The 24272-nt window shown below is 45.7% G+C and carries 31 protein-coding genes and 2 riboswitches; of the genes, 21 read left to right on the top strand and 10 right to left on the bottom strand.

Annotated elements, in window-relative coordinates; genetic code table 11:
* Nucleotides 1–81: 81 nt before the first annotated feature.
* Genes NSQ83_RS06480 through NSQ83_RS06495 form a run of 4 tightly spaced genes read left to right on the top strand, consistent with a single transcriptional unit; the run spans nucleotide 82 to nucleotide 2847 of the window.
* A complete protein-coding gene (locus NSQ83_RS06480) occupies nucleotides 82–450 on the top strand; it encodes a hypothetical protein (protein WP_003232922.1) in 369 nt (122 codons plus the stop codon).
* Between the two features lie 28 nt (nucleotides 451–478).
* Complete coding sequence (gene yjbM / locus NSQ83_RS06485) at nucleotides 479–1114, top strand: GTP diphosphokinase (protein ID WP_003245294.1); 636 nt, start codon at nucleotides 479–481, stop codon at nucleotides 1112–1114.
* Between the two features lie 18 nt (nucleotides 1115–1132).
* Nucleotides 1133–1933 carry an NAD kinase gene (locus tag NSQ83_RS06490; RefSeq protein ID WP_003232918.1) on the top strand — a complete coding sequence of 267 codons (801 nt, stop codon included), beginning with the start codon at nucleotides 1133–1135 and terminating at the stop codon, nucleotides 1931–1933.
* A 14-nt stretch (nucleotides 1934–1947) separates the two neighbouring features.
* Nucleotides 1948–2847, top strand: a complete 900-nt coding sequence (locus NSQ83_RS06495; RefSeq protein WP_033883581.1) for an RluA family pseudouridine synthase — start codon at nucleotides 1948–1950, stop codon at nucleotides 2845–2847.
* A gap of 12 nt (nucleotides 2848–2859) precedes the next feature.
* Here NSQ83_RS06495 and prpE read toward each other — a convergent pair whose 3' ends face one another.
* On the bottom strand, nucleotides 2860–3594 hold the full coding sequence (gene prpE, locus NSQ83_RS06500; protein WP_033883580.1) for a bis(5'-nucleosyl)-tetraphosphatase PrpE: 735 nt from the start codon (nucleotides 3592–3594) through the stop codon (nucleotides 2860–2862).
* A 234-nt stretch (nucleotides 3595–3828) separates the two neighbouring features.
* Here prpE and NSQ83_RS06505 point away from each other — a divergent pair, with 234 nt between their 5' ends.
* From NSQ83_RS06505 to cotO, 10 genes are all read left to right on the top strand, one after another.
* Nucleotides 3829–5673, top strand: coding sequence for a monovalent cation:proton antiporter family protein (locus NSQ83_RS06505; RefSeq protein WP_015715673.1), 1845 nt, complete (start codon nucleotides 3829–3831; stop codon nucleotides 5671–5673).
* A 61-nt stretch (nucleotides 5674–5734) separates the two neighbouring features.
* Nucleotides 5735–5843, top strand: a riboswitch (TPP riboswitch).
* 78 nt (nucleotides 5844–5921) lie between these two features.
* Nucleotides 5922–6632: a thiaminase II gene (gene tenA, locus NSQ83_RS06510; RefSeq protein WP_129138143.1), complete on the top strand. Its 711-nt coding sequence runs from the start codon at nucleotides 5922–5924 to the stop codon at nucleotides 6630–6632.
* Entirely contained in the window at nucleotides 6607–7224 is a 618-nt protein-coding gene (tenI, locus tag NSQ83_RS06515) for a thiazole tautomerase TenI (protein WP_015715674.1), read from the top strand. Before tenA ends, tenI begins: the two co-directional genes overlap by 26 nt.
* The gene (gene thiO, locus NSQ83_RS06520) at nucleotides 7208–8317 is read left to right on the top strand and encodes a glycine oxidase ThiO (protein WP_033883577.1); all 1110 of its coding nucleotides are present in this window, start codon (nucleotides 7208–7210) and stop codon (nucleotides 8315–8317) included. The genes tenI and thiO overlap by 17 nt, the downstream gene beginning before the upstream one ends.
* Nucleotides 8317–8517: a sulfur carrier protein ThiS gene (gene thiS, locus NSQ83_RS06525; protein WP_072173897.1), complete on the top strand. Its 201-nt coding sequence runs from the start codon at nucleotides 8317–8319 to the stop codon at nucleotides 8515–8517. The genes thiO and thiS overlap by 1 nt, the downstream gene beginning before the upstream one ends.
* Complete coding sequence (gene thiG, locus NSQ83_RS06530) at nucleotides 8514–9284, top strand: thiazole synthase (protein WP_003232902.1); 771 nt, start codon at nucleotides 8514–8516, stop codon at nucleotides 9282–9284. Before thiS ends, thiG begins: the two co-directional genes overlap by 4 nt.
* Entirely contained in the window at nucleotides 9281–10291 is a 1011-nt protein-coding gene (gene thiF, locus NSQ83_RS06535; protein WP_038428795.1) for a thiazole biosynthesis adenylyltransferase ThiF, read from the top strand. The genes thiG and thiF overlap by 4 nt, the downstream gene beginning before the upstream one ends.
* 18 nt (nucleotides 10292–10309) lie before the next feature.
* Nucleotides 10310–11125: a bifunctional hydroxymethylpyrimidine kinase/phosphomethylpyrimidine kinase gene (gene thiD / locus NSQ83_RS06540; RefSeq protein ID WP_204551449.1), complete on the top strand. Its 816-nt coding sequence runs from the start codon at nucleotides 10310–10312 to the stop codon at nucleotides 11123–11125.
* Between the two features lie 135 nt (nucleotides 11126–11260).
* The gene (fabI, locus tag NSQ83_RS06545) at nucleotides 11261–12037 is read left to right on the top strand and encodes an enoyl-ACP reductase FabI (RefSeq protein WP_003232896.1); all 777 of its coding nucleotides are present in this window, start codon (nucleotides 11261–11263) and stop codon (nucleotides 12035–12037) included.
* A gap of 100 nt (nucleotides 12038–12137) precedes the next feature.
* The gene (cotO, locus tag NSQ83_RS06550; RefSeq protein WP_339239086.1) at nucleotides 12138–12821 is read left to right on the top strand and encodes a spore coat protein CotO; all 684 of its coding nucleotides are present in this window, start codon (nucleotides 12138–12140) and stop codon (nucleotides 12819–12821) included.
* A 92-nt stretch (nucleotides 12822–12913) separates the two neighbouring features.
* Here cotO and cotZ read toward each other — a convergent pair whose 3' ends face one another.
* From cotZ to NSQ83_RS06575, 5 genes are all read right to left on the bottom strand, one after another.
* A complete protein-coding gene (gene cotZ, locus NSQ83_RS06555; protein ID WP_003244982.1) occupies nucleotides 12914–13360 on the bottom strand; it encodes a spore coat protein CotZ in 447 nt (148 codons plus the stop codon).
* A 127-nt stretch (nucleotides 13361–13487) separates the two neighbouring features.
* Nucleotides 13488–13976, bottom strand: coding sequence for a spore coat protein CotY (cotY, locus tag NSQ83_RS06560; protein ID WP_014479465.1), 489 nt, complete (start codon nucleotides 13974–13976; stop codon nucleotides 13488–13490).
* A gap of 151 nt (nucleotides 13977–14127) precedes the next feature.
* The gene (cotX, locus tag NSQ83_RS06565) at nucleotides 14128–14640 is read right to left on the bottom strand and encodes a spore coat protein CotX (protein ID WP_015252341.1); all 513 of its coding nucleotides are present in this window, start codon (nucleotides 14638–14640) and stop codon (nucleotides 14128–14130) included.
* Nucleotides 14641–14734: 94 nt separating this feature from the next.
* The gene (locus NSQ83_RS06570) at nucleotides 14735–15058 is read right to left on the bottom strand and encodes a hypothetical protein (RefSeq protein WP_015252340.1); all 324 of its coding nucleotides are present in this window, start codon (nucleotides 15056–15058) and stop codon (nucleotides 14735–14737) included.
* 39 nt (nucleotides 15059–15097) lie between these two features.
* The gene (locus NSQ83_RS06575; RefSeq protein ID WP_029726269.1) at nucleotides 15098–15484 is read right to left on the bottom strand and encodes a spore coat protein; all 387 of its coding nucleotides are present in this window, start codon (nucleotides 15482–15484) and stop codon (nucleotides 15098–15100) included.
* 159 nt (nucleotides 15485–15643) lie between these two features.
* Here NSQ83_RS06575 and yjcA point away from each other — a divergent pair, with 159 nt between their 5' ends.
* The 4 genes from yjcA (at nucleotide 15644) to spoVIF (ending at nucleotide 17102) form a co-directional block, all read left to right on the top strand.
* Nucleotides 15644–16000, top strand: a complete 357-nt coding sequence (gene yjcA, locus NSQ83_RS06580) for a sporulation protein YjcA (RefSeq protein ID WP_003232879.1) — start codon at nucleotides 15644–15646, stop codon at nucleotides 15998–16000.
* Nucleotides 16001–16280: 280 nt separating this feature from the next.
* Nucleotides 16281–16487 (top strand): hypothetical protein, encoded by a 207-nt coding sequence (locus tag NSQ83_RS06585; protein WP_204551450.1) that lies wholly within the window; start codon nucleotides 16281–16283, stop codon nucleotides 16485–16487.
* Nucleotides 16488–16568: 81 nt separating this feature from the next.
* Nucleotides 16569–16715 (top strand): sporulation protein YjcZ, encoded by a 147-nt coding sequence (gene yjcZ, locus NSQ83_RS06590; protein WP_015252337.1) that lies wholly within the window; start codon nucleotides 16569–16571, stop codon nucleotides 16713–16715.
* A gap of 132 nt (nucleotides 16716–16847) precedes the next feature.
* Nucleotides 16848–17102, top strand: a complete 255-nt coding sequence (gene spoVIF, locus NSQ83_RS06595) for a sporulation-specific transcription regulator SopVIF (RefSeq protein WP_003232870.1) — start codon at nucleotides 16848–16850, stop codon at nucleotides 17100–17102.
* A gap of 73 nt (nucleotides 17103–17175) precedes the next feature.
* Here spoVIF and NSQ83_RS06600 read toward each other — a convergent pair whose 3' ends face one another.
* Entirely contained in the window at nucleotides 17176–19455 is a 2280-nt protein-coding gene (locus tag NSQ83_RS06600; protein ID WP_204551451.1) for an ATP-dependent helicase, read from the bottom strand.
* Nucleotides 19456–19571: 116 nt separating this feature from the next.
* Here NSQ83_RS06600 and NSQ83_RS06605 point away from each other — a divergent pair, with 116 nt between their 5' ends.
* Nucleotides 19572–19826, top strand: a complete 255-nt coding sequence (locus NSQ83_RS06605) for a hypothetical protein (protein ID WP_003232866.1) — start codon at nucleotides 19572–19574, stop codon at nucleotides 19824–19826.
* 72 nt (nucleotides 19827–19898) lie between these two features.
* On the opposite strand, the gene NSQ83_RS06610 is transcribed toward NSQ83_RS06605, so the two are convergent.
* From NSQ83_RS06610 to NSQ83_RS06620, 3 genes are read right to left on the bottom strand one after another with little or no spacing between them, the layout of a single operon-like run.
* Nucleotides 19899–20321: a GNAT family N-acetyltransferase gene (locus NSQ83_RS06610; protein WP_015715679.1), complete on the bottom strand. Its 423-nt coding sequence runs from the start codon at nucleotides 20319–20321 to the stop codon at nucleotides 19899–19901.
* 3 nt (nucleotides 20322–20324) lie between these two features.
* Complete coding sequence (locus NSQ83_RS06615; protein WP_003232861.1) at nucleotides 20325–20840, bottom strand: YjcG family protein; 516 nt, start codon at nucleotides 20838–20840, stop codon at nucleotides 20325–20327.
* Nucleotides 20841–20876: 36 nt separating this feature from the next.
* Nucleotides 20877–21599: an esterase family protein gene (locus NSQ83_RS06620; protein WP_003245358.1), complete on the bottom strand. Its 723-nt coding sequence runs from the start codon at nucleotides 21597–21599 to the stop codon at nucleotides 20877–20879.
* A 167-nt stretch (nucleotides 21600–21766) separates the two neighbouring features.
* Nucleotides 21767–21887, top strand: a riboswitch (SAM riboswitch).
* A gap of 67 nt (nucleotides 21888–21954) precedes the next feature.
* Between NSQ83_RS06620 and metI the strand changes: the two genes are divergently transcribed.
* Nucleotides 21955–23076 carry a cystathionine gamma-synthase/O-acetylhomoserine thiolyase gene (gene metI, locus NSQ83_RS06625; protein ID WP_187002288.1) on the top strand — a complete coding sequence of 374 codons (1122 nt, stop codon included), beginning with the start codon at nucleotides 21955–21957 and terminating at the stop codon, nucleotides 23074–23076.
* Nucleotides 23069–24241 carry a cystathionine beta-lyase gene (gene metC, locus NSQ83_RS06630; RefSeq protein WP_021479530.1) on the top strand — a complete coding sequence of 391 codons (1173 nt, stop codon included), beginning with the start codon at nucleotides 23069–23071 and terminating at the stop codon, nucleotides 24239–24241. Before metI ends, metC begins: the two co-directional genes overlap by 8 nt.
* Nucleotides 24242–24272: the final 31 nt, after the last annotated feature.

The following is a 24272-nucleotide window of genomic DNA, read 5'->3' on the forward strand; positions in this document are numbered from 1 at the left end:
TCTCTTTAGATGTTAGGTTTATCAATATCGAGCTCGATATGATAAAATGAATCTGTACTTTGTTTAAAAAAGGAGAGCATTATGCAAAACAGAATCGAAATTTTGAATGCAACATTATCGGATGATCAGCTTCGCCTTGCCTGTCAGACAGAAGGAAACGAAGCGGAACGTAAGCCGTCAGGTCAAATGCTTGTTGATTCTGACCACTTTGCTTTTGTATACATACTTGAATTAGCTGATTCTTTTGAATATGTCATTATAAAGGAACATGTATGGCCGGAACTGAAGCAGGCCCATGCACAAAAAATACCGGTTGTTTTAGAGGCAGGAGACCAAACAATTGAACTGGCAGGCCTGCATGAGGAGCTGGAATATCTTTTAGAAAATATAAAGGATAATGCAAACTACGGAGAAGAAATGGAAGAAAAAGTGAAACGCGTGTTTTTATAGAAACTGGTTCGGAATTGGGGGATGTATGATGGATGACAAACAATGGGAGCGTTTTTTAGTGCCGTACCGCCAGGCTGTCGAAGAGTTGAAAGTGAAGCTCAAGGGGATCCGCACACTATATGAATACGAGGACGACCATTCACCGATCGAATTTGTGACCGGACGCGTCAAGCCTGTGGCGAGCATACTTGAAAAAGCGAGACGGAAAAGCATACCGCTGCATGAAATTGAAACCATGCAGGACATTGCTGGCCTTAGAATCATGTGCCAATTTGTCGATGACATCCAAATCGTAAAAGAGATGCTTTTTGCCAGAAAAGATTTCACCGTTGTGGATCAGCGAGATTATATTGCGGAACATAAAGAGAGCGGATACCGGTCATACCATCTTGTTGTGCTGTACCCTTTGCAGACGGTATCCGGAGAAAAGCATGTTCTCGTGGAAATACAGATCCGTACACTGGCGATGAATTTTTGGGCGACCATTGAGCATTCATTGAATTATAAATACAGCGGAAACATTCCTGAAAAAGTAAAACTAAGGCTTCAGCGCGCCTCTGAAGCGGCTTCCCGGCTTGATGAAGAGATGTCGGAGATCAGGGGTGAAGTACAGGAAGCTCAAGCTGCCTTTTCAAGAAAGAAAAAAGGAAGCGAGCAACAATAGGTAAAGGGGAAGAAGAGCATGAAATTTGCCGTATCATCAAAAGGAGATCAAGTTTCTGATACGCTGAAAAGCAAAATACAGGCGTATTTATTGGATTTTGATATGGAACTGGATGAAAATGAACCGGAAATCGTTATTTCAGTCGGAGGCGACGGAACGCTTTTGTATGCTTTTCACAGATACAGCGACCGCTTGGACAAAACAGCATTTGTCGGCGTTCACACAGGTCATCTGGGTTTTTATGCCGACTGGGTTCCTCATGAAATTGAAAAACTTGTTCTTGCCATCGCGAAAACGCCGTATCATACAGTCGAATATCCGCTTCTCGAAGTCATTGTGACCTATCACGAAAACGAGCGGGAAGAAAGATACTTAGCTTTGAATGAATGTACGATTAAAAGCATCGAAGGAAGCCTTGTTGCTGATGTGGAAATCAAAGGGCAGCTCTTTGAAACCTTCCGGGGCGACGGCCTCTGCCTGTCAACTCCATCAGGCAGCACAGCCTACAATAAGGCGCTGGGCGGAGCGATTATCCATCCGTCTATCAGGGCGATCCAGCTTGCGGAAATGGCTTCAATTAATAACCGCGTGTTCCGTACGGTCGGGTCACCTCTGCTTCTCCCATCCCATCATGATTGCATGATTAAGCCGAGAAACGAAGTTGACTTTCAAGTGACGATTGACCATTTAACCCTTCTCCATAAGGATGTAAAGTCGATCCGCTGCCAAGTTGCATCCGAAAAAGTGCGGTTTGCGAGATTCCGTCCGTTTCCATTTTGGAAAAGAGTCCAGGATTCGTTTATTGGAAAAGGTGAATAGAAAGAGGACATATCGTGGAGCATTTTTTTATCAGAAAGAACATTACTTCCGCTGAGGACGGGATGACTGTAAAAGAATATGCCGGTGAAATGGGAATTTCGAAACGTCTGCTGACCGATATTAAGTTTGGCGGGGGAGACCTGCAGATTAACGGTGAGCATGTGACGGTCAAATACGTTTTGAAAGAGGGAGATCTTCTTATCGTGAAGTTTCCTGAGGAACAGGTGAGCGAGACGCTGCTGGCAGAGCCTGTTCCGCTCGATATCCTTTATGAGGATGAACATGTGCTTGTGATAAACAAGCAGCCGTATGTGTCATCAATCCCTTCGAGAGAGCACCCCTCCGGCAGCATTGCCAATGGAATTATTGATCATTATCAAACAACCGGAGTGAGGGCGACAGTACATCTTGTCACCCGGCTAGACCGGGATACATCAGGTGTCATGCTTGTTGCCAAGCATCGATTTGCCCACTCCATTTTATCGTCTGCGCAAAAAAACGGCCTTGTGAAGCGCCGGTATGCGGCAGTGGTTCACGGGCGGATGGCACAGATGGAGGGAACAGTCGATGCTCCGATTGGCAGACATCCTGACAGTATTATTGAACGGACGGTAACGCCAGACGGCCAGAAGGCTGTTACGCATTTTTACGTCACATGTGCAAATGACGACATGACCTCGGTGGCATTGCAGCTTGAGACTGGACGAACCCATCAAATTCGTGTTCATATGAGTTATCTCGGGCACCCGTTGTGCGGCGATACACTGTACGGCGGAACGAGACAGGAAATTGGCCGGCAGGCTCTGCACAGCGAGCATCTTTCATTTATCCATCCGCTGACACAGGAGAACATGACGTTTCATGCTCCACTGCCTCAGGATATGAGAAAACTGATAAAAGGAGAGAATCATTGATTCTCTCCTTTTTTATATGGGGCGAAATCTTGATTCGTCGTAAGGCAGGGAGCTTGGAACAGAGACGGTTTCTATTTCTGGAAAGCGAAAGCCTGTCAGTTGATTTCCGAACACGCAGCCTGTATCAATGTTGATGGTGCGATTGACCTTCCGAGGCTCTTTCACAGGTGTATGACCGTATACCACCCAAGCCTTTCCGTTATAGGCTGCCGCCCAATCACGCCTGACGGGTCTGCCGTCCGGATATGTTTCACCCGTCACGTCACCGTAAAGCACAAAGTCCTTCACTCTGCGGGTATATTTGCCGATATCGTCAGCTCTTATGCCAGCATGGGCGACAACTAATTCTCCATTATGTAAGATGTCGTAAAGCGGCGCTGTTTCGTACAGCTTCATAAACTGTTCGCTGACTGCTTTTCTCTCATCTTTGGAAAGTTCCTCAAGCTCTGCTGCTGTTGTTTCGAGACCATGCATCACTTTTACCGGATTTCCTTTTAAGTAACGATATAATTTATTGCAATGGTTTCCCGGGACATAACGTACAGCGCCTTTTTCGTAAGTGCCGGCTACAAATCGGATGACTTCTATCGATTTAGGCCCTCTGTCAGTTAAATCTCCGGCAAAAACAAGCACCCTGCCTTCTTCATGGACAGGTACTCCATTTTTGATTGTATAGCCAAGCTTTTGGATTAATGCAGTCATTTCGTCATAGCAGCCATGAATATCGCTGATGATATCGTAAGCCATGCGGTATCCTCCTTACCGATTGTTTTATTTATTATGAAGCAAAGTGTTGTGAGTCATCACAAGCTTTTATGTGCAAATTATAGAAGAAGAATCATTTTCTAAACAGGATTAAGACCTTATCACTTTATTTTTCATCATCACCCTTGTTAAAATCGCGTTATGTTTTTTAAAAATGAGGTTTTGTTCTCTGAGTGAGAACTGGCATAACCCTGACTTAAAAAGGAGGTTCTGATTATGGCGCATACATCTGTCGCATCTTTAGTTGTTGTACTTATCGTTGCATTTTTGACACCCATCCTTTTGCATCGGTTTAAACTCAGCATCCCGGTTGTTGTTGCTGAAATCATTATGGGGCTGATTATTGGGAAAAGCGGCCTTAATTTAGTTGTGGAGGGTGACACCTGGCTCCAAACACTCTCTATGCTCGGATTTATCTTTTTAATGTTTTTAAGCGGGCTTGAAATTGATTTTTCGTCGTTTGAGAAAGGAAAGAAAAAGCAGTTCCTGCCGAATGGCAAGGAAGCGCCGAATACGTTTGCTGCGGCATCTGTTATTTTCGTCGGTATTTTTATTTTATCATTGCTCTTGTCCTATGGGTTCGTCTTGGCCGGATTTATCCAAAATGCATTTTTGATGACCCTGATTATTTCAACGATTTCATTAGGCGTTGTCGTTCCAACATTAAAAGAAGAACGGATCATGAATTCGAATATCGGGCAGATTATTTTGCTTGTTGCTGTTATTGCTGATTTGGCCACGATGATTCTTCTTGCTGTTTTTTCTTCTTTATACGGAGAGGACAGCGGAAACATGTGGCTCCTGATGATCCTGTTTGCGGCCGGAGTGGTGCTTTACTTTTTCGGCCGGGTCTTCAAACATCGCTCTTTTGTTCAATCCATGTCAAAAGGGACGATCCAGATCGGGACGCGTGCCATTTTTACGTTAATTATTGTACTCGTTGCCCTGTCTGAATCACTTGGGGCGGAAAATATTCTCGGCGCTTTCTTAGCGGGGGTTCTCGTTTCCCTGCTTTCGCCAAACAAAGAACTTGTTCAGCAGCTGGATTCATTTGGTTATGGGTTCTTAATACCGATTTTCTTTGTGATGGTCGGTGTGAAGCTTGATATTTGGACTCTTTTTCAGGATAAAACAATTTTAATCATGATTCCGCTCCTGCTGCTGGCGCTGTTAGTCAGCAAAATCATTCCTGTCATGTACCTAAAGAAGTGGTATGATAACCGAACCATTTTCGCGTCTGGCTTCTTGCTGACATCAACGCTTTCGCTCGTGATTGCCGCTGCAACAATCGGGCAGCAGCTTCACGTGATCAGTGCAAATATGTCAGGAGCGCTCATTTTAGTAGCCGTCATTGCAAGTATTTTTACGCCGATCTGTTTTAAAAAATTATACAAACGGGAAGAGCAGCCGGAGGAGAAAAAGACGATTACGTTCATTGGCGCCAATCAAATGACTTTGCCTGTTACACTCGAATTGCCAGAGGAAGAGTATGACGTGCGTGTTGTACACGTCTACCAAGAGAATGCGGAGGAAAAGCTGTCAGAATCAGTGTTTGCTGTTGAAACAATTTCTGACTATGAACACGAGACGCTTGAATCACTCGGCATTTTTGAAACGGATATCCTCGTTGTGGCGACAGGAAATGAAGATATGAATGCAGACATTGCATTACTTGCAAAAGAAAAAGGCACAGAAAGAGTCATTGCAAGCGTAGGATCACCGGAGCATGAAGCAGCTCTGAAGGAGCAGGGAATCAGCATCTTTTCTATTCTGCTGTCGACAAAAACGCTGCTTCGCGCACTGATTGAAGCGCCTGGCGTCATGAAGCTGCTCACGAACCAAGAGTCTTCGCTGTATCAAATTAATATGGAGAACAGTAAATATGATGGTGTCATTTTACGGGAATTCCCTTTAACAGGTGACGTCATCTTTGTCAGGATCTTCAGAGGTGTGGACAGCATCGTTCCTCATGGGGATACAAGGCTGAAACTTGGAGACCGTTTAATTGTCACCGGATCTCGGGGGTACGTAACGGATCTTAAGAAAACATTGGAAGGATAAATCTTGACCAAATAAGGATTCGTGTTAATATAGAGGTGCAGAACAATTCAATATGTATTCGTTTAACCACTAGGGGTGTCCTTCATAAGGGCTGAGATAAAAGTGTGACTTTTAGACCCTCATAACTTGAACAGGTTCAGACCTGCGTAGGGAAGTGGAGCGGTATTTGTGTTATTTTACTATGCCAATTCCAAACCACTTTTCCTTGCGGGAAAGTGGTTTTTTTATTTTCAGAGGGGGAATGATTTGTGAAGTTTTCAGAAGAATGCCGCAGTTCAGCCGCAGAATGGTGGGAGGGGAGCTTTGTCCATCAGTTCGTTCAAGGAATCGGTGACGGAACGCTTCCGATTGACCGTTTTAAATACTACGTACTTCAGGATTCCTATTATTTAACGCATTTTGCAAAGGTGCAGTCATTTGGCGCAGCTTATGCGAAGGACCTTTTTACAACGGGGCGGATGGCAAGCCATGCCCAAGGTACATATGAGGCGGAAATGGCGCTTCATCGCGAGTTTGCCGAGCTGTTGGAAATCAGCGAGGAAGAGCGTAAGGCGTTTAAGCCGTCTCCTACAGCGTACTCTTATACATCCCATATGTACCGTTCGGTTTTGAGCGGGAATTTCGCAGAAATCTTAGCGGCCCTGCTGCCATGCTACTGGCTTTATTACGAGGTTGGTGAGAAATTGCTGCATTGCGATCCTGGGCATCCGATTTATCAAAAGTGGATTGGGACGTACGGCGGTGACTGGTTTAGACAACAGGTTGAGGAGCAAATCAACCGCTTTGATGAGCTGGCGGAAAACAGCACGGAGGAAGTGCGTGCCAAGATGAAAGAGAATTTTGTCATCTCCAGCTACTATGAATATCAATTTTGGGGAATGGCCTATCGAAAAGAAGGCTGGTCTGACAGCGCAATAAAAGAGGTGGAGGAATGTGGAGCTTCACGCCATAACGGATGACAGCAAGCCGGTAGAAGAGCTAGCGAGAATCATCATTACGATTCAGAATGAAGTTGATTTTATTCATATTCGGGAACGCTCAAAATCGGCGGCGGATATTTTGAAACTGCTCGAGCTTATTTTTGAAGGCGGTATAGATAAACGAAAACTGGTGATGAACGGGCGCGTGGATATTGCGCTTTTCTCTACTATTCACCGCGTGCAGCTGCCAAGCGGCAGCTTTTCACCGAAGCAGGTCAGAGCCAGATTTCCACACCTTCATATCGGGAGGTCGGTGCATTCACTGGAGGAAGCGGTTCAAGCAGAAAAGGAAGACGCGGACTACGTGCTGTTCGGCCATGTGTTTGAAACGGATTGCAAAAAGGGTCTTGAAGGCAGAGGAGTATCTTTGCTGTCAGATATCAAACAGCGGATTTCCATCCCGGTTATAGCCATCGGGGGGATGACGCCGGACAGGTTAAGAGACGTAAAACAAGCAGGGGCAGACGGCATTGCTGTTATGTCAGGAATTTTCTCTTCCGCTGAGCCTTTGGAAGCAGCCAGACGATATTCCCGTAAGCTAAAGGAGATGCGCTATGAAAAGGCATTATGAAGCAGTGGTGATTGGAGGCGGAATTATCGGTTCCGCGATTGCTTATCATTTGGCAAAGGAAATCAAAAGCACCGCATTGTTTGAAAGCGGAACAATGGGCGGCAGAACGACAAGTGCCGCTGCTGGAATGCTGGGCGCCCATGCCGAATGCGAGGAACGTGACGCGTTTTTTGATTTCGCTATGCACAGTCAGCGTCTGTACAAAGGTCTTGGAGAAGAGCTTTATGCATTATCCGGTGTGGATATCAGGCAGCATAACGGCGGTATGTTTAAGCTTGCATTTTCTGAAGAAGATGTGCTGCAGCTGAGACAGATGGACGATTTGGACTCTGTCAGCTGGTATTCAAAAGAAGAGGTGTTAGAAAAAGAGCCGTATGCGTCTGGTGACATCTTTGGTGCATCTTTTATTCAGGATGATGTGCATGTGGAGCCTTATTTTGTTTGCAAGGCATATGTGAAAGCAGCAAAAATGCTTGGGGCGGAGATTTTTGAGCATACGCCTGTCCTGCATGTCGAACGTGACGGTGAAGCCCTGTCCATCAAGACCCCTAGAGGAGACGTATGGGCTAATCATGTTGTCGTTGCCAGCGGAGTGTGGAGCGGGATGTTTTTTAAACGGCTCGGACTGAACAATGCTTTTCTCCCTGTAAAAGGGGAGTGCCTGTCCGTTTGGAATGATGATATCCCGCTGACAAAAACGCTTTACCATGATCACTGCTATATCGTACCGAGAAAAAGCGGCAAACTGGTTGTCGGCGCGACAATGAAGCCGGGGGACTGGAGTGAAACACCGGATCTTGGCGGATTGGAATCGGTTATGAAAAAAGCAAAAACGATGCTGCCGGCTATACAGAATATGAAGGTGGATCGTTTTTGGGCGGGACTCCGGCCGGGAACAAAGGATGGAAAACCGTACATCGGCAGACATCCTGAGGACAGCCGTATTTTATTTGCGGCGGGCCATTTCAGAAATGGGATCCTGCTTGCTCCCGCAACGGGCGCTTTGATCAGTGATCTCATCATGAATAAAGAGGTCAACCAAGACTGGCTGCACGCATTCCGAATTGATCGCAAGGAGGCGGTTCAGATATGATGCTACAGCTGAACGGTAAAGACGTGAAGTGGGAAAAAGACACAGGTACAATTCAAGACCTGCTGGCGTCTTATCAGCTTGAAAATAAAATTGTTATCGTGGAAAGAAATAAAGAAATAATCGGGAAAGAACGCTATCACGAGGTTGAGCTTTGTGATCGTGATGTCATTGAAATTGTCCATTTTGTAGGAGGCGGATGAGCATGTTAACAATTGGCGGAAAATCATTTCAATCAAGATTGCTGCTGGGCACGGGGAAATACCCATCGTTTGACATTCAAAAGGAAGCAGTAGCTGTTTCCGAGTCTGATATTTTAACCTTTGCTGTGCGGAGAATGAACATCTTTGAAGCATCTCAGCCGAATTTTCTGGAACAGCTTGATTTATCCAAATATACGCTTTTGCCGAATACAGCGGGCGCCAGCAGTGCTGAAGAAGCGGTTCGGATTGCAAGGCTGGCAAAAGCGTCAGGCCTTTGTGACATGATTAAAGTTGAAGTCATCGGATGCAGCCGTTCCTTGCTGCCTGACCCTGTTGAGACATTAAAAGCGTCTGAACAGCTTCTTGAAGAAGGCTTTATTGTGCTCCCGTACACGTCGGATGACGTTGTGCTGGCGAGAAAGCTGGAAGAGCTCGGCGTTCATGCCATCATGCCGGGTGCATCTCCGATTGGATCAGGACAAGGAATCTTAAATCCTTTGAATCTGTCATTTATTATTGAACAGGCGAAAGTGCCGGTCATCGTGGATGCGGGAATCGGCTCGCCTAAAGATGCGGCATACGCAATGGAGCTTGGAGCGGATGGCGTACTGCTCAATACGGCTGTATCGGGCGCTGACGATCCTGTGAAAATGGCTCGTGCCATGAAGCTCGCAGTGGAAGCAGGACGCCTTTCTTATGAGGCGGGCCGCATCCCGCTTAAGCAATACGGAACGGCAAGCAGTCCGGGAGAAGGTCTTCCTGTATGACAGGCAGGTATTCAAGGCAGGAGCTGTTTGCTCCGATCGGCCCATTCGGCCAGAAAAAATTGAAAGAAGCGCGCGCCGTGATTATCGGCGCCGGCGCGCTCGGAACAGCCAGTGCAGAAATGCTGGTGAGAGCGGGAGTCGGCTCTGTGAAAATTGCCGACAGAGATTATGTTGAATGGAGCAACCTCCAGCGCCAGCAGCTTTATACAGAAGATGATGTCAAAAAAGAAATGCCGAAAGCAGCCGCTGCGGAGCGCCGTCTCCGTTCGATTAACAGCGATGTTGATGTGACCGGCCTTGTCATGGATGTGACAGCAGAAAATATCTTCGAGCTGATTAGGGATGCATCAATTATAGTGGATGCGGCTGATAATTTTGAAACCCGCCTGATCGTAAATGATGCTGCGGTAAAGGAAGGGATTCCTTTTCTTTACGGTGCCTGTGTAGGGAGCTACGGCCTCACCTTTACCGTGGTGCCGGGTTCTACTCCTTGCCTGCATTGCTTGCTCGATGCACTTCCGATTGGCGGAGCAACATGTGACACAGCTGGCATCATCAGTCCGGCTGTTTTGCAGGTAGCAGTCTTTCAGGTAACAGATGCACTGAAGCTGCTGACGGGAGAGGAGTGCGAGCCGGTGCTGCGCTCCTTTGATTTGTGGAAAAATGAGCGGTCAGAAGTGAGAGCGGCCAGTCTCAAACATGACGCATGCCCAAGCTGCGGCACAAAGGATTTTCCGTTTTTGTCATATGAAAATCAAACAAAAGCGGCTGTATTGTGCGGCAGGAACACGGTGCAGATCAGATCATCTATTACGAAAGAAGCGGATCTTGAAGCGCTTGCCGGTCAGCTGAGGCAGGCCGGGCTTGAAGTAGCTGCGAACCCGTATTTAATTTCCTGCCGCTCGGATGATATGAAAATGGTGTTGTTCCGGGACGGCAGAGCTTTGATCCATGGAACAAATGATATTGCCCGGGCAAAATCCATTTATCATAAATGGATTGGGTAATAAAAGGAGTGTAGTGTAATGAGTATATATAAAGCATTGACAATCGCCGGATCAGATTCAGGCGGCGGCGCAGGGATACAGGCTGATATTAAAACCTTTCAAGAGCTTGATGTATTCGGAATGTCTGCGATTACGGCGGTAACCGCTCAAAATACGCTTGGCGTTCATGGGGTGCATCCGCTGACTGTAGAGACGTTGAGACAGCAAATTGACGCTGTTGCTGAGGATTTGAGACCGGATGCAGTTAAGACGGGAATGCTCTGGAATGCCGACATGATTGAAGAAGTGGCAAGAAAAATTGACGAGCACGGATTCAATCGTGTAATTGTTGATCCGGTTATGATCGCAAAGGGCGGGGCATCCTTGCTGCGTGATGAGTCAGTTGCCACCTTAAAGGAGTTGCTCATTCCAAGAAGCTACGCGATTACGCCGAATGTCCCGGAAGCAGAAACGCTGACAGGAATGACAATCAGCTCGCTGGATGACCGGAAAAAAGCAGCCGAGCAGCTCGTCAAGATGGGTGCGCAGCATGTCATTATCAAAGGCGGGCACCAGCCTGAAGACAATCACATTACTGACCTTCTTTTTGATGGCAGCATGTTTATGCAAATCACCCATCCTTATATCAATACGAAGCATACGCATGGCACAGGCTGCACCTTTGCTGCGGCTTTAACGGCCCAAACGGCTAAAGGAGACAGCATCCATCAGGCATTTGAGATTGCGGCCAACTTTGTCCGCGAAGCGGTGGAAAATACGCTCGGCATCGGATCGGGACACGGGCCGACAAACCATTTCGCTTTTAAACGAAACAGCTTAAATACAAGCCGATGAGATCACCAGCTGATGGTGATCTCTTTTGCGTTTGCTACGGTATGCGCTTTTCATCTGGACAAGGTTATGATATGATAGGAATTAAGATCAGGTACTAATACTATGTCTTTATTAAATATAGGAGGCTTTATACATATGAATTTTTCACTTGAAGGCCGCAACATTGTTGTGATGGGGGTAGCCAACAAACGCAGCATCGCCTGGGGCATTGCGCGTTCTTTACACGAAGCGGGTGCACGTTTGATTTTCACATACGCTGGTGAACGCTTGGAGAAATCCGTTCACGAGCTTGCCGGAACATTAGACCGCAACGACTCCATCATCCTCCCTTGCGATGTTACAAACGACGCAGAAATCGAAACTTGCTTCGCAAGCATTAAGGAGCAGGTCGGTGTAATCCACGGTATCGCGCATTGTATCGCGTTTGCCAACAAAGAAGAGCTTGTCGGCGAATACTTAAACACAAATCGTGACGGCTTCCTTTTGGCTCATAACATCAGCTCATATTCTCTGACTGCTGTTGTCAAAGCGGCACGTCCGATGATGACTGAAGGCGGAAGCATTGTCACTTTGACGTACCTTGGCGGAGAGCTTGTGATGCCAAACTACAACGTCATGGGTGTAGCAAAAGCTTCTCTTGATGCAAGTGTGAAATATTTAGCTGCTGACTTAGGAAAAGAAAATATCCGCGTCAACAGCATTTCTGCCGGCCCGATCAGAACATTATCTGCTAAAGGCATCAGCGATTTCAACTCTATCTTAAAAGACATCGAAGAGCGTGCACCGCTTCGCCGCACGACAACACCTGAAGAAGTGGGCGATACAGCTGCGTTCTTGTTCAGCGATATGTCCCGCGGGATTACAGGTGAAAATCTTCACGTTGATTCAGGTTTCCATATCACTGCCCGCTAAGCAGGATCTATATCAAGCAATCCCGAATAGGGATTGCTTTTTTATTTCTTCTGATTTTCAGCTTTCTGTCATATAGATAGAATATGACACAATCGGAGGGATGAAGATGTCTAATAAGAAAAGAAACGCGGATAAAAAACCGCTCATGTATATTGTTCAGCCGGATTATGCAGAAACTACAAGGTCATCCATGCAGGAGATTGTCATCAAAAGAAAGGCCGACAAACCCGCTCCGCCAAAAGCTGAGGAAAAGCCGGCTTACCATGAGAAGCAGCAGGAGGAAGCCGTGGCACAGGATGTCCTGCAAGAAGACCAAAAGCCTGCAGCCGAACCAGTGAGTCAGCAAACACAAGAGGTGAGAGAGCCAGAGAACATAAAAAGCCAGGAGGAACAGAAAGCAGAGCCGCAGGCCGTAGAAGAAACCGTCGAACACGAGCCCCCGAAAGCAGAAAAAAAGGAAGAGCCTGCACTTGAGGCCCGGAAGCCTGAGAAAGAACCGGAAGCTGTCCATAGTGCTGATAAAGCGGAGGAAAAAGCACCGCCGGCACGAAAAGTGAAAAAACCGATGAGCAAGATGACGATCCACGAAAAAATTGATTTTTTAACAAAGCTGCCTCATAACATGCCGAGAGCGCTTTGTTTGATTGAAGCCAATGGAAAAACGTACAGGGGCGTGATTGTCGGAAGAAGAAATGATTCCGTCCTGCTTCGAACAACAGGAAACGGAGCCCCAACCGAACTGGCAATCGATGATATTACCTCTTTGCACCCGCTCGGTTTTTAACGAAAAAGAAAAAAGCTGCCCGGCTGATGTTGCCGGACAGCTTTTTTACATAGAGAAAAGCCTGCAGGCCTGCAAGCTTTTCCAGCTTATGATTAATGATGATGTGTACGATTGATTAATCGAGGATTTAAGCAGTTGATTGCGCAGAAGCAGTCTAAGTCAACTTCAATACAGTAGTTCGTTTTTTCGAGTCGGAACACTTCACACACCGTATCTTTATCGGTGAAGTCCAAAATGTGTTTGTGTTCGTCAAATGCGATTAATAATGACAGTGTTGCGCAGCTTCCATGCACTCTTTCGACCCTGAAAAATACTGTATTAAAGCAAGGGCCGTTATCGAGTTCGCCGACATTTCCGAAGGCGACTAATGGCGTTGATTTTGATGTAAATATTGCAAAAGGCACTGTGTCGCCTAACGAATGGCTTACAGATAAAAGCTTAGAGTGGCAGCCGGTCGGGCAGTCTTCTTCAACAGCGTTTTGCAGATCTTCAATATTTTCTACAGCTTCACGCACGCAGCTTGATGTTTTCTGGCTCATATTATCCCTCCTGCCTTATAAATTTGAGACTGGCGAAATGATGGAGAGTCAGCTGCCTCACGCTGGAAGCAGCTGAATGATTTGCACCTGTAATAGAGTTTGGAAGGGGATTCCTCTTTACAAGTGTTTATCCATTGTGATGATGCTTTTTATCTTTATGAGGCGATGTTCTGTCAACTAGCTCTGGTGACAGGCACTGAATCGCACAGAAGCATCCGAGATCCACTTCTATGCAGAAATCTGTTTTTTCTAGCCCGAAGAAATCCGGGTCACAAGGGTGGCAAACACTTAAGGTATCGCCTTTGACATCGACCGGGCGTAAAATTGACAGTGTTGCACAGCAATCACATAATTTTTCAACGCGGAAGAAAATGGATTCAAAGCATTGCATATCATCCACAAATCCCCCCACGTTTCCGAATGTGGAGAACAATCCGCCTTTTTTATCAAACAAGAGAAACGGAATTGTGTCTTTACCTGCAATTGTCGGATTCAAAAGGTTTGTATAGCAGCCAGTCGGACACTGTTCCTCAACTGCCTCCTGCTCTGCTAAAATCTTTTCCACTGCATCGCATACACAGTTCTCATGCCGGCCATGGGTTTTTCCGCAGCTCATTGATTTCAGCTCCTTCTTTATAGGGTATTTGACTTTAGTCCTTAACAACATATGTACCCGTGCCCCACTTGGTGTGGGTGAACGTCTATATATTCATCATATGCTTGGAAAATAAGAAAAAGCAGAGCGTTTTTAGCTCTGCTTTTAGGTTCTAGAGGACAAGAGTGATGACTAGGACAGCGATCAGAACGTTTGTAGCTGTAGAGACAAGGGTTGCGATATCGGCATCTACTGTTGTGACGTTTACGCCGCGGGAGCATTCGATAAGAAGTTTCTGGCGGTTTACTTGCTTGTTAGCTGTAAGCTGCAATAAATCTTGTGCGACTAATTCAGCAATAACGCCATCTGCAATGGAGGTGAGAGCTACTGTCAAGACAGCTGCATTAAGCGCTGTTACAATAGATGTTACGGCTTGAACGTCTGTAGATGAAACGTTGATGTCACAAGAGTCTCTGATAATAATCGTCTCATCTGAGACTTGTTTGTTGAGATTTGCCTGAGCTAGATCTTGGTCGATAAAGGCGTTGTTGTCATTGCCAAACCCATTGTTATTGCAGCAAATATCGCAATTGCATTTTCTTTCTTCTTTTTCTTTCTCTTTGTGCTCTAACGGATGGTCACAGTCGGGATCAAGTGCAACCCAAGAGTATGGTCTGCTTTCCATATCTATTCCTCCTTTTCTTTTACTGTTATTAAATGAGCGAGCCTCTTACTTTGACTGAGGCATTTATCTTGATGATGTGCCCTATTTTTTATGATTAATTTGAATTGTTATTGTTTTGCCGTCTTTGTCTGAGCTGTTCAATGAGCTGCTCTCTGCGGCTAAGCGGTTTATCGCTCTTTTGCTCTTGTACGGCTTCTTCTTCTTTTTTCTTCTTGTGTTTTTCAGCTAGCTCCGCTGATTTCGCTTGCAGGTCTTTTACCATATTCAAAAGCATTTCTTTTTCTTCATCTGATACTTTTTTCATTTTGTCTTTTGTGATGCCGTGTTTTACAAATATGTTTTGGACCAGCATTTTCATCATTGGATCAACTTCTGGGAGCTTTTCAAGCTCTTCTTTGATTTTATCGTTATCTGACATTTGTTCTCACCTCAACTTTTAGTTTGTGAAAAGAAAGGGTTAAAGGATGTCGAATTCAAGGAGCATACTGTTTAACACCTGAAGCAAGATTTGTACAAAGGTTATTATTTCGTCTGCAGACAAAGTAATCTTGATGTTTCGGCTGTTGATAATTTTAATGATGGTTCTTTTTTTGATTTGAGAGTTATCAAGAATGAGTATTTCGCTTGCTACTGTGTCGGCCAAGTCCTCGTCGGCAATAACGAGCTGTGTCAACAGGATAATCAATGTTGTAACCAAGGCTTGTATAGAAAGGGCAGCTGTTATATGTGACGTATCTATTGTGATATTTTCGCAATCAATCACTTCGATCTGCTGCTCGAATTCGCTTGATAATTGCTCAAATATGTCAGGATGCAGGGATTCAATTTTTGTTTCAAATGACATAACCTTCACTCCTTTCTTATCCATACTCTATATAATGCAAATGGGGTGCAGAGCGGAATAATAAAAATAACCAATTTTCTGCCGGACAAGATACAATTCATGAAGAATAGGGTTTTCGCATATATGTGAAGGGATCATGATTGGCAAAGGAGTGAACGAGTGGTTATAAATGGGCTGACAATTGTTCTTCTATCGCTTGCGGTCTTTCGGCTCGCCCGCCTGTTGGTGTTTGACACGATTATGGCGCCGCTTCGCAGTCTGTTTCATGAAGAGAAGGAAGAAAAGGATGCGGACGGGAATATTCAAACCTATATCGTGATTAAAGGAACCGGTGTCAGGGCGTTTATTGGTGAATTGCTGAGCTGCTATTGGTGTACAGGCGTGTGGTGCGCCGGCTTTTTGATTTTATGCCAGGCGTTGATCCCGCAAGCGGCGCAGTGGCTGATTTTACTTTTGGCGATCGCCGGCCTTGCCGGCATCATAGAAACGCTCGTATCAAAATGGCTGCAAGAATAAGGCGTTACTACCAGCAACTTTCTGTCAGAATACGCATAAAGTAGCATATATGACATAAGGAAAGGAAGGGGACAAAAATGAATCAGCATCATAAACCTTCCCAAAAATCTCCATATACAGATTCATCGTATCAATCAAAAAAGATAAAAAAGAAAGGCTGCGGGTGCGGAAATAAAAAGAAAAAGCCTCAATAGCCTGGCAAAGAAACCGGAGAACTCCGGTTTTTTGTTTTTTAACGGGGCGGCCTCGCTCAGCATATATCATAAGCGGGGGGATAAAAGTGAATGAGTTTGAAAAATGGATAGAAGGAAGATATGAACCACACGAACAAAAGCAAAAAAAGCATGAAGACACGATGGGCGGTATCAGAAAAGACTTGGATGCATTTGATAAAGCCGGTCTGGAATTTGAAGATGAGATTGAAGAGCTGGCTGAAAAAACGGAGGCCTTACTTAAGAAACATCAGGCTCAATATGATCAATCATAAATCCGCAAACGCCCTATGCGAATATCCAAGCCGATCCAAGCAGCTCACATAGTGTATAGAGAGTAAAGGAGGTGCTTATCTATGGGCTTTGGATACGGATTCGGCGGCGGCTACGGCGGCTGTTATGGCGGTTATGCTGGCGGTTACGGCGGCGGCTATGGTTCAACATTTGTTTTGTTGGTCGTATTATTCATTCTCCTCATCATCGTAGGTGCATCTTTCTTTTAAGATGTATTGAGGAAGTACGGGTTATAACCCGTGCTTCCTTGCCTTGTGTTTATTTTTAAAAATGTTGGAAAAGCACATTGTATTATGTGCATTCATACAATACCGTATTACTCCGCCAAAAGGAGGCGCATTATGGATAATCAATTTTTTAAGAACATCGAAAAGAAAACAGGTGTGAAGATGCAGGATGTAATGAATCTTGCCGGATCACTCCAAAACGCTAATTTTAAAGATGAAAATACAGTGCGCAGTGTGATTAACCGCGTAGCGCAGATGGCAAACAGACGCGTGCCAAAAGAATTAGAAGATAAAATTGTGGAATCTATTACAAGCGGAAAAGAAAAGCTTGATTTTGGCACGATTTCTAAAATGATGGATAATAAATAAGTGGATGGCCTGGCTGACTCACTGCAGCGGGCCTTTTTTTACAGTAAAAACCCGGCAGTAATCTGCCGGGCTGTTAATGATGCAAGGGCTGTCTTGCTTTTTGTAGAAGGGGATACAAAAATCTTGAGCGGTTGGCTGTTTTGCCGCGCCTGTTAGCGGGGCAAGACAAATATAAATGCTGTTTCGCCCGGGTCATGGCTACATATAAAAGGCGTCTTTCCTCCTCAAGAGCGGCCTCGTCTCCTTTTCTTGCCGTTTCTAATGAGAAATCGTGCGGAATCGAGCCGTCTACAGTGCCTAACACGTAGACTGTTTTGAATTCAAGGCCTTTTGACCGGTGAATGGTCATCAGCTGAACGCCATGTTCATCCGTTCTGTTTTTCTCAGCGGCCCTCATATGGTCTACGTGGGCAAGAAAGTCAGGAATCGTTTTGAACTTCTTGGCGACAACCTTGATGTCACGCAGGTCATCAGAGCCTTTTTCCAGCTTGTTGCCCTCATTGCCCCGCTTTTTTAAATACTCGGAGAAGCCCATTTTTCCTTCTGCAAAGGTGATGGCTTCTACGGGCTTCATCGTGCGGAGGCTTGCAAAAAACGGTACGATTTTCTTGATTTTGTCCAGCTGGAATGGCTTCAGATCAGGCAATTTGGCCAGCGCTTTGATCATGGTACAGTCCTCTGTAATCGAGAGCGCCTTCAGCGTATTCAAAGCGGACTGTTTTAAAAACAAGGCGGGAAGCAAATGTTTAATCGCTTCGGTGTCATCCTCATTTTGGCTGGCATACAAGTAGGCGAGAATCTGGCGGACGATCCGTCTGCTGTAAAACGATTGGACGCCGCGGTCAGCTGTATACGGAATTGACGATTGATGAAGCCTTTCATATATAGCACGGCCTCCGCTGTTTGTGCGGTAAAGAACCGCAAAGTCTTCTGGACTGGCTCCATTTTGAATTTTTTCTTTGATATCGGAAACGACCATTGTGGCTTCTTCCTCTTCATCATAAGGATAAAACAGCACAGGGACCTGAATGTCATCGCGGGCCGCTTCAAGCGTTTTGGCATATCTGTTTTTGTTCTTTTTCACAACGATATCAGCACTAGAGACGATCGGGTGCGTAGACCTGTAGTTCGCAGTTAAATAGATCGTCTTCGCTCCCGGATAATCCTTTTGAAAATCAAGAATGAAAGACGGATTGCTTCCGCGAAACGCGTAGATGGACTGGTCATCGTCTCCGACACAGCACAGGTTTTGCTCCGGGCTGGCGAGCATTTGCATGATTTTGTATTGAACCGGATTAATGTCCTGAAACTCATCAATTAAGATATACGTAAACCGAGATTGATATTGTTCCAGAAGGTCAGGCCGCTCGATAAACAATTCATAGCAGGCTGAAGCCATGTCATCAAAATCAAATTGGCTGTGTTCTTTTTTCTGGCGTTCATAATGTTCATATAAACGATAAACTTGTTTTTCCCACTCATCTTTTAGAGGGATGCGTTCATTTGGGACATAAGTGTTTTTCCAAAAACCGATCTGCTGCAGAGCTTGGTCAACTGGGAATTCTTTCTCATCGATGCCTTCTTCATAGAGTGCTTTTTTGATATATTGTTCCCGCTGCCACTCCATTTTCAGCAGATGCTCACCGTTCCATTTAGCAGAATTAGAGTGATACAAGATCTTATAAAACAGACTGTGGAATGTTCCTGTCACAAGTCTTCTGACTTTTGCCGGCTGTAATCCGTACTGGTTGGCCATACGCTCTTTCATTTCAGCGACAGCTTTTGTTGTAAAGGTGACAAGCAGCATATTTTCAGGCGGTATGCCTAAGTGTTCGATCATGTGGGCGGCACGGGCTGTCAGCACCCGTGTTTTTCCGCTCCCCGCACCTGCAAGCACGAGCAGCGGGCCCTCTGTTTCCGTGACAGCTTTCAGCTGATCCGTGTTTAAACCGACAGACGGAAAAAGGCTCGTATCGGGTTCTATTGTTTTTGGCACAAATGGTGTTCCTGGTTTAATGCTTCTAGGACGGTGCCATTCCGTAACAGCTGGGGACGGGTCAGCGGCGATCGCTTTTCCCTTGGGTAAACGAATGACACCAGATTCCTGATCGTCTTCTTTTTTTTCCTCTTTAGAGGGCTTCGGTTTGCACGCCTCCTCACATGCCGGAAAATCGCCTGGCTGGCGATGGATAAACTCTGGCGGATCGGCGATGTTAAGCCGTAACAAAACGGGCTTTCCGCAATGAGAACAAAATAAATGTCCTTTTATTCCCTCTTCAAAGAGGAATTGATAATGTTCTCTCGAATATGTATGTAAATGTATGATTCTATCATTCAGTCGGGCGCATTTCAAAAAGGGGTCCTCCCAATCAAAAGGTGTTCATTACAGACAATGACTATCATATCAAAAGAAATGTGTTTCAAAAAGTAAGTTTAAGGGAAAAGAGACAGCAGAGGGGTGGGTATTGTATGATATATGCAGGTCAAATTCAGAACCAGCAATACGCTCAATATGCTAATAGAACGATTGGACATAAGCAGGATTATGCCGGAACCGAAAAAATCAGCTATGTCCCGTTTCAGCGGGTATACAAAGAACTGGAAAAGCAGCAGGAGAATCAAACGGCAGCTGAAAGAAAAGTAAACGAGATGAAACGTAAGCGCTCTCTTTATAAGAGATTGCGAGAAAAAGGAATGGGCACATATATTAATCGATATGTATAAAAAACCGTTCATACGAGAGAACGGTTTTTTTATATGCAGTAAAAATCCGGATCTCAAAAGATCCGGATGCGTTCAGTCCTTCATCATTTGTAAGTGCGGGATGCCGGCATCGAGGAATTCTTTTTCAGAAAGCACGCGATACCCGTGTTTCTTGTAAAACGGCACAGCCTGTGTTTGCGCGTTTAAAATGAAACCGGAAGCGCCTCCGTCTGCCGCGGCTTTTTCGAGCGCTTTCATAATGATGCCGCCGACACCGGCTGAGCGGTGGCTTTTCAGTACGCAAATCCGCTCTAACTTGCCGCAGCCGTCCTTCATGCGCCATCTTCCGGCACCGACAGGCTTTTCACCGTCATACACGACGATATGCTCTGACTCATTTTCAAGTTCGTCAATTTCTTCTTCAGCAGGCACGTTTTGTTCTTTGACAAAGACTTCTTCTCTTACATAGAATGCATCTTTCAGTTGTTCTTCATTTTTTGCGATAACTGCTTTCAAACATTATTCTCCTCTGCCTAGCAAGAAGGTTTCATATACTGTCCACGATCCGTTTTCCAGCTGGTAAAGCAAGTGGAAACGGTCAACGATTTCTTCATGCGACACTTCCTGCATTTTTAATTGTCCCAGCACATCTGAATGCTCATCGTCGGAAAGATTTTGGCCGACCGTCACATGCGGAACGAAATTATATTCCTGTTCTCCTGCCAACACACCGGTGTATAGCTTTTCATTGAGTGTTTTTAACTCTTCCGTCGGTTCTGCTTTGATGTAAATGACATTATTGACAGGCGCAAATGAGCTGTATTTTGTCATTTTGAGAACGAGTGGGTGGGACTCTTTTGCGATGTTTCTTAAATGTGATACGAGCTGATCCGCTTTCTCCTCCGCGCATTCAAAGGATGCTCTCAGCGTCAAATGAGGCGGGATCAGAGAGTAGCTTGGGTCATAGCGCTTTCTGTAAGAGTTTGCAAGGTCTTGGAGCTTTTTTGATGGAAATAAAACGATTCCATATTTCATATTATGTCCCTCCTGGAAATAAAGTATGATAGAGTGTTAAAGCATTTTTTTCAGCGCCGGGGTGATGAGCGGCTGCCAGTATGTCCATTTGTGGTCTCCGTCAAATGGCTCAAAATCATAATCGGAAAGTTTCTTCTCCAGCAGCTGTTTCAGCTCCCGGTTCGGTTCTGTAAAGTCCAGAATGTTCCCGTCTGTCGTGTGGACGTCAGTTTCTTTTGTTCCGATTTGGTGATAAATAGAGAGGTGTTTGATATCGTCTGACTGTTTTACGGCTTCTAGTACGTGTTTGTCAACATAGGGAGACTGCATGATGATGTTGCCAAACATATTCGGATAATCAAGCGCTGTCATAAGTGACACGGTTGCTCCGAGCGAATCACCGATCAGCGTTCGGCCGTAACCGATCTGATAGGTTGGATACTCATCATCTGCAAAAGGAACGAGCTCATGGGCGATGAACCGTTTATAAGCCGAAAATTTTGAACCCTCCGGATGATAGGTGTTTCTGCGCTCTTTTACATCCTTATAAGGAACACCGATAATAATGCTCCGGTCTATTTCGCGTTTCGACAGCAATTCCTCAACCTGTCTGCCGATTCTCCCCAGCCTGAAATAATCGTGGCCGTCCTGCGCGATAATGACATGGTATTTATAAAGCGGGGAGTAGTTGGACGGCAGATAAACAAGCAAGGTCATTTCCTCGTTAAGCTCTTTTGAAAAGAATTTCTTTTCTTGCACTGTGCCGTTTTTCGGTGCCATAAAAACATTCCTCCAGGACATCACTATACTTTCTTGCATTTTCAATTATTGTACCATGAATTATTAGAAATTTCTCTCTTTAAACGGTTCGGCACACGAAGAAAAAAGTGTTGAAATAAACTGTGAATTGCGCTAATATAAAACAATCAGAAAATTGAAATCGATATTTCTTATCGTGAGAGGTGGAGGGACTGGCCCTTAGAAACCTCAGCAACCGGCTTGTTTTGCATGTGCAAAGCGCCAAGGTGCTAAATCCAGCAAGCGTTTTTAATGCTTGGAAGATAAGAAGAAGCGTTAAACCCCTTCTTCTTATGAAGAAGGGGTTTTTATTTTGAAAAGGGAAGGTGTCAGCTATATGTCACAGCACGTTGAAACGAAATTAGCCCAAATTGGGAACCGTAGCGATGAAGTCACGGGAACAGTGAGTGCTCCTATTTATTTATCAACAGCATACCGCCACAGAGGGATCGGAGAATCTACCGGATTTGATTATGTCCGCACAAAAAATCCGACACGCCAGCTTGTTGAGGACGCGATCGCTAACTTAGAAAACGGCGCGAGAGGGCTTGCCTTTAGTTCGGGAATGGCTGCTATCCAAACGATTATGGCGCTGTTTAAAAGCGGGGATGAACTGATCGTTTCATCGGACCTATATGGCGGCACGTACCGTTTATTTGAAAATGAATGGAAAAAATACGGATTGACTTTTCATTATGATGATTTCAGCAATGAGGACTGTTTACGCTCTAAGATTACGCCGAATACAAAAGCGGTGTTTGTGGAAACGCCGACAAACCCCCTCATGCAGGAGGCGGACATTGAACATATTGCCCGGATGACAAAGGAGCACGGTCTTCTGCTGATCGTAGATAATACATTTTATACACCGGTCTTGCAGCGGCCGCTTGAGCTGGGAGCTGACATTGTCATTCACAGCGCAACCAAGTATTTAGGCGGGCATAACGATCTGCTTGCTGGACTTGTCGTGGTGAAGGATGAGCGGCTCGGAGAGGAAATGTTTCAGCATCAAAATGCGATCGGCGCCGTCCTGCCGCCATTTGATTCGTGGCTTCTGATGAGAGGAATGAAGACGCTGAGCCTCAGAATGCGTCAGCATCAGGCAAACGCGCAGGAGCTTGCGGCGTTTTTAGAAGAGCAGGAAGAAATTTCGGATGTGCTGTATCCCGGAAAAGGCGGCATGCTGTCCTTCCGTCTGCAAAAAGAAGAATGGGTCAATCCGTTTTTAAAAGCACTGAAGACCATTTGTTTTGCAGAAAGCCTCGGCGGGGTGGAAAGCTTTATTACATACCCTGCGACCCAGACGCACATGGATATTCCTGAAGAGATCCGCATCGCAAACGGGGTGTGCAATCGGTTGCTGCGCTTTTCTGTCGGTATTGAACATGCGGAAGATTTAAAAGAGGATCTAAAACAGGCATTATGTCAGGTCAAAGAGGGAGCTGTTACATTTGAGTAAACACAATTGGACGCTGGAAACCCAGCTCGTGCACAATCCATTTAAAACAGACGGCGGAACCGGGGCGGTCAGTGTACCGATTCAGCACGCCTCGACTTTTCACCAATCTTCATTTGAAGAGTTCGGGGCATATGATTACAGCCGCTCTGGCACGCCGACAAGAACAGCTCTCGAAGAAACAATTGCCGCATTGGAAGGCGGAACAAGAGGATTTGCTTTCAGTTCAGGCATGGCTGCTATCTCAACAGCATTTTTACTGCTGTCACAGGGTGATCACGTTCTTGTGACAGAAGATGTATACGGCGGAACCTTCCGTATGGTGACAGAGGTGCTGACCCGGTTTGGCATTGAGCATACGTTTGTCGACATGACGGATCGTAATGAAGTGGCGCGGAGCATCAAGCCGAACACAAAGGTCATTTATATGGAGACGCCATCAAATCCGACACTTGGGATTACGGATATTAAAGCAGTTGTTCAGCTTGCAAAAGAAAACGGCTGCCTGACCTTTCTGGACAATACATTCATGACACCGGCACTGCAGCGTCCGCTTGATCTCGGCGTGGATATTGTACTTCACAGCGCGACAAAATTCTTAAGCGGACACAGCGATGTACTCTCAGGTTTAGCTGCTGTCAAGGATGAAGAGCTTGGGAAGCAGCTGTATAAGCTGCAAAACGCGTTCGGCGCCGTCCTTGGCGTGCAAGATTGCTGGCTCGTGCTGCGCGGCTTAAAAACGTTGCAGGTCCGTTTAGAGAAAGCGAGCCAAACAGCGCAGCGGCTTGCGGAATTTTTCCAGAAGCATCCGGCGGTGAAGCGCGTGTATTATCCGGGACTGGCTGATCATCCCGGCGCTGAAACCCATAAAAGCCAGTCAACGGGAGCGGGCGCCGTACTATCTTTTGAGCTTGAAAGCAAAGAGGCCGTTAAGAAGTTAGTCGAGAATGTGTCACTTCCAGTCTTCGCTGTCAGCCTTGGCGCCGTGGAATCGATTTTGTCCTATCCGGCAACGATGTCTCACGCGGCAATGCCTAAGGAAGAGCGTGAAAAACGCGGTATCACTGATGGCCTGCTCCGTCTGAGTGTGGGCGTCGAACATGCAGACGATTTAGAACACGATTTCGAACAAGCGCTGAAAGAAATTGCTCCAGTTGCGGTTCGTTAAAAAAGAAGCCGGGGATGGCCCGGCTTCTTTT

The organism is Bacillus sp. PS217 (assembly GCF_037963535.1).
Taxonomy (GTDB): domain Bacteria; phylum Bacillota; class Bacilli; order Bacillales; family Bacillaceae; genus Bacillus; species Bacillus subtilis.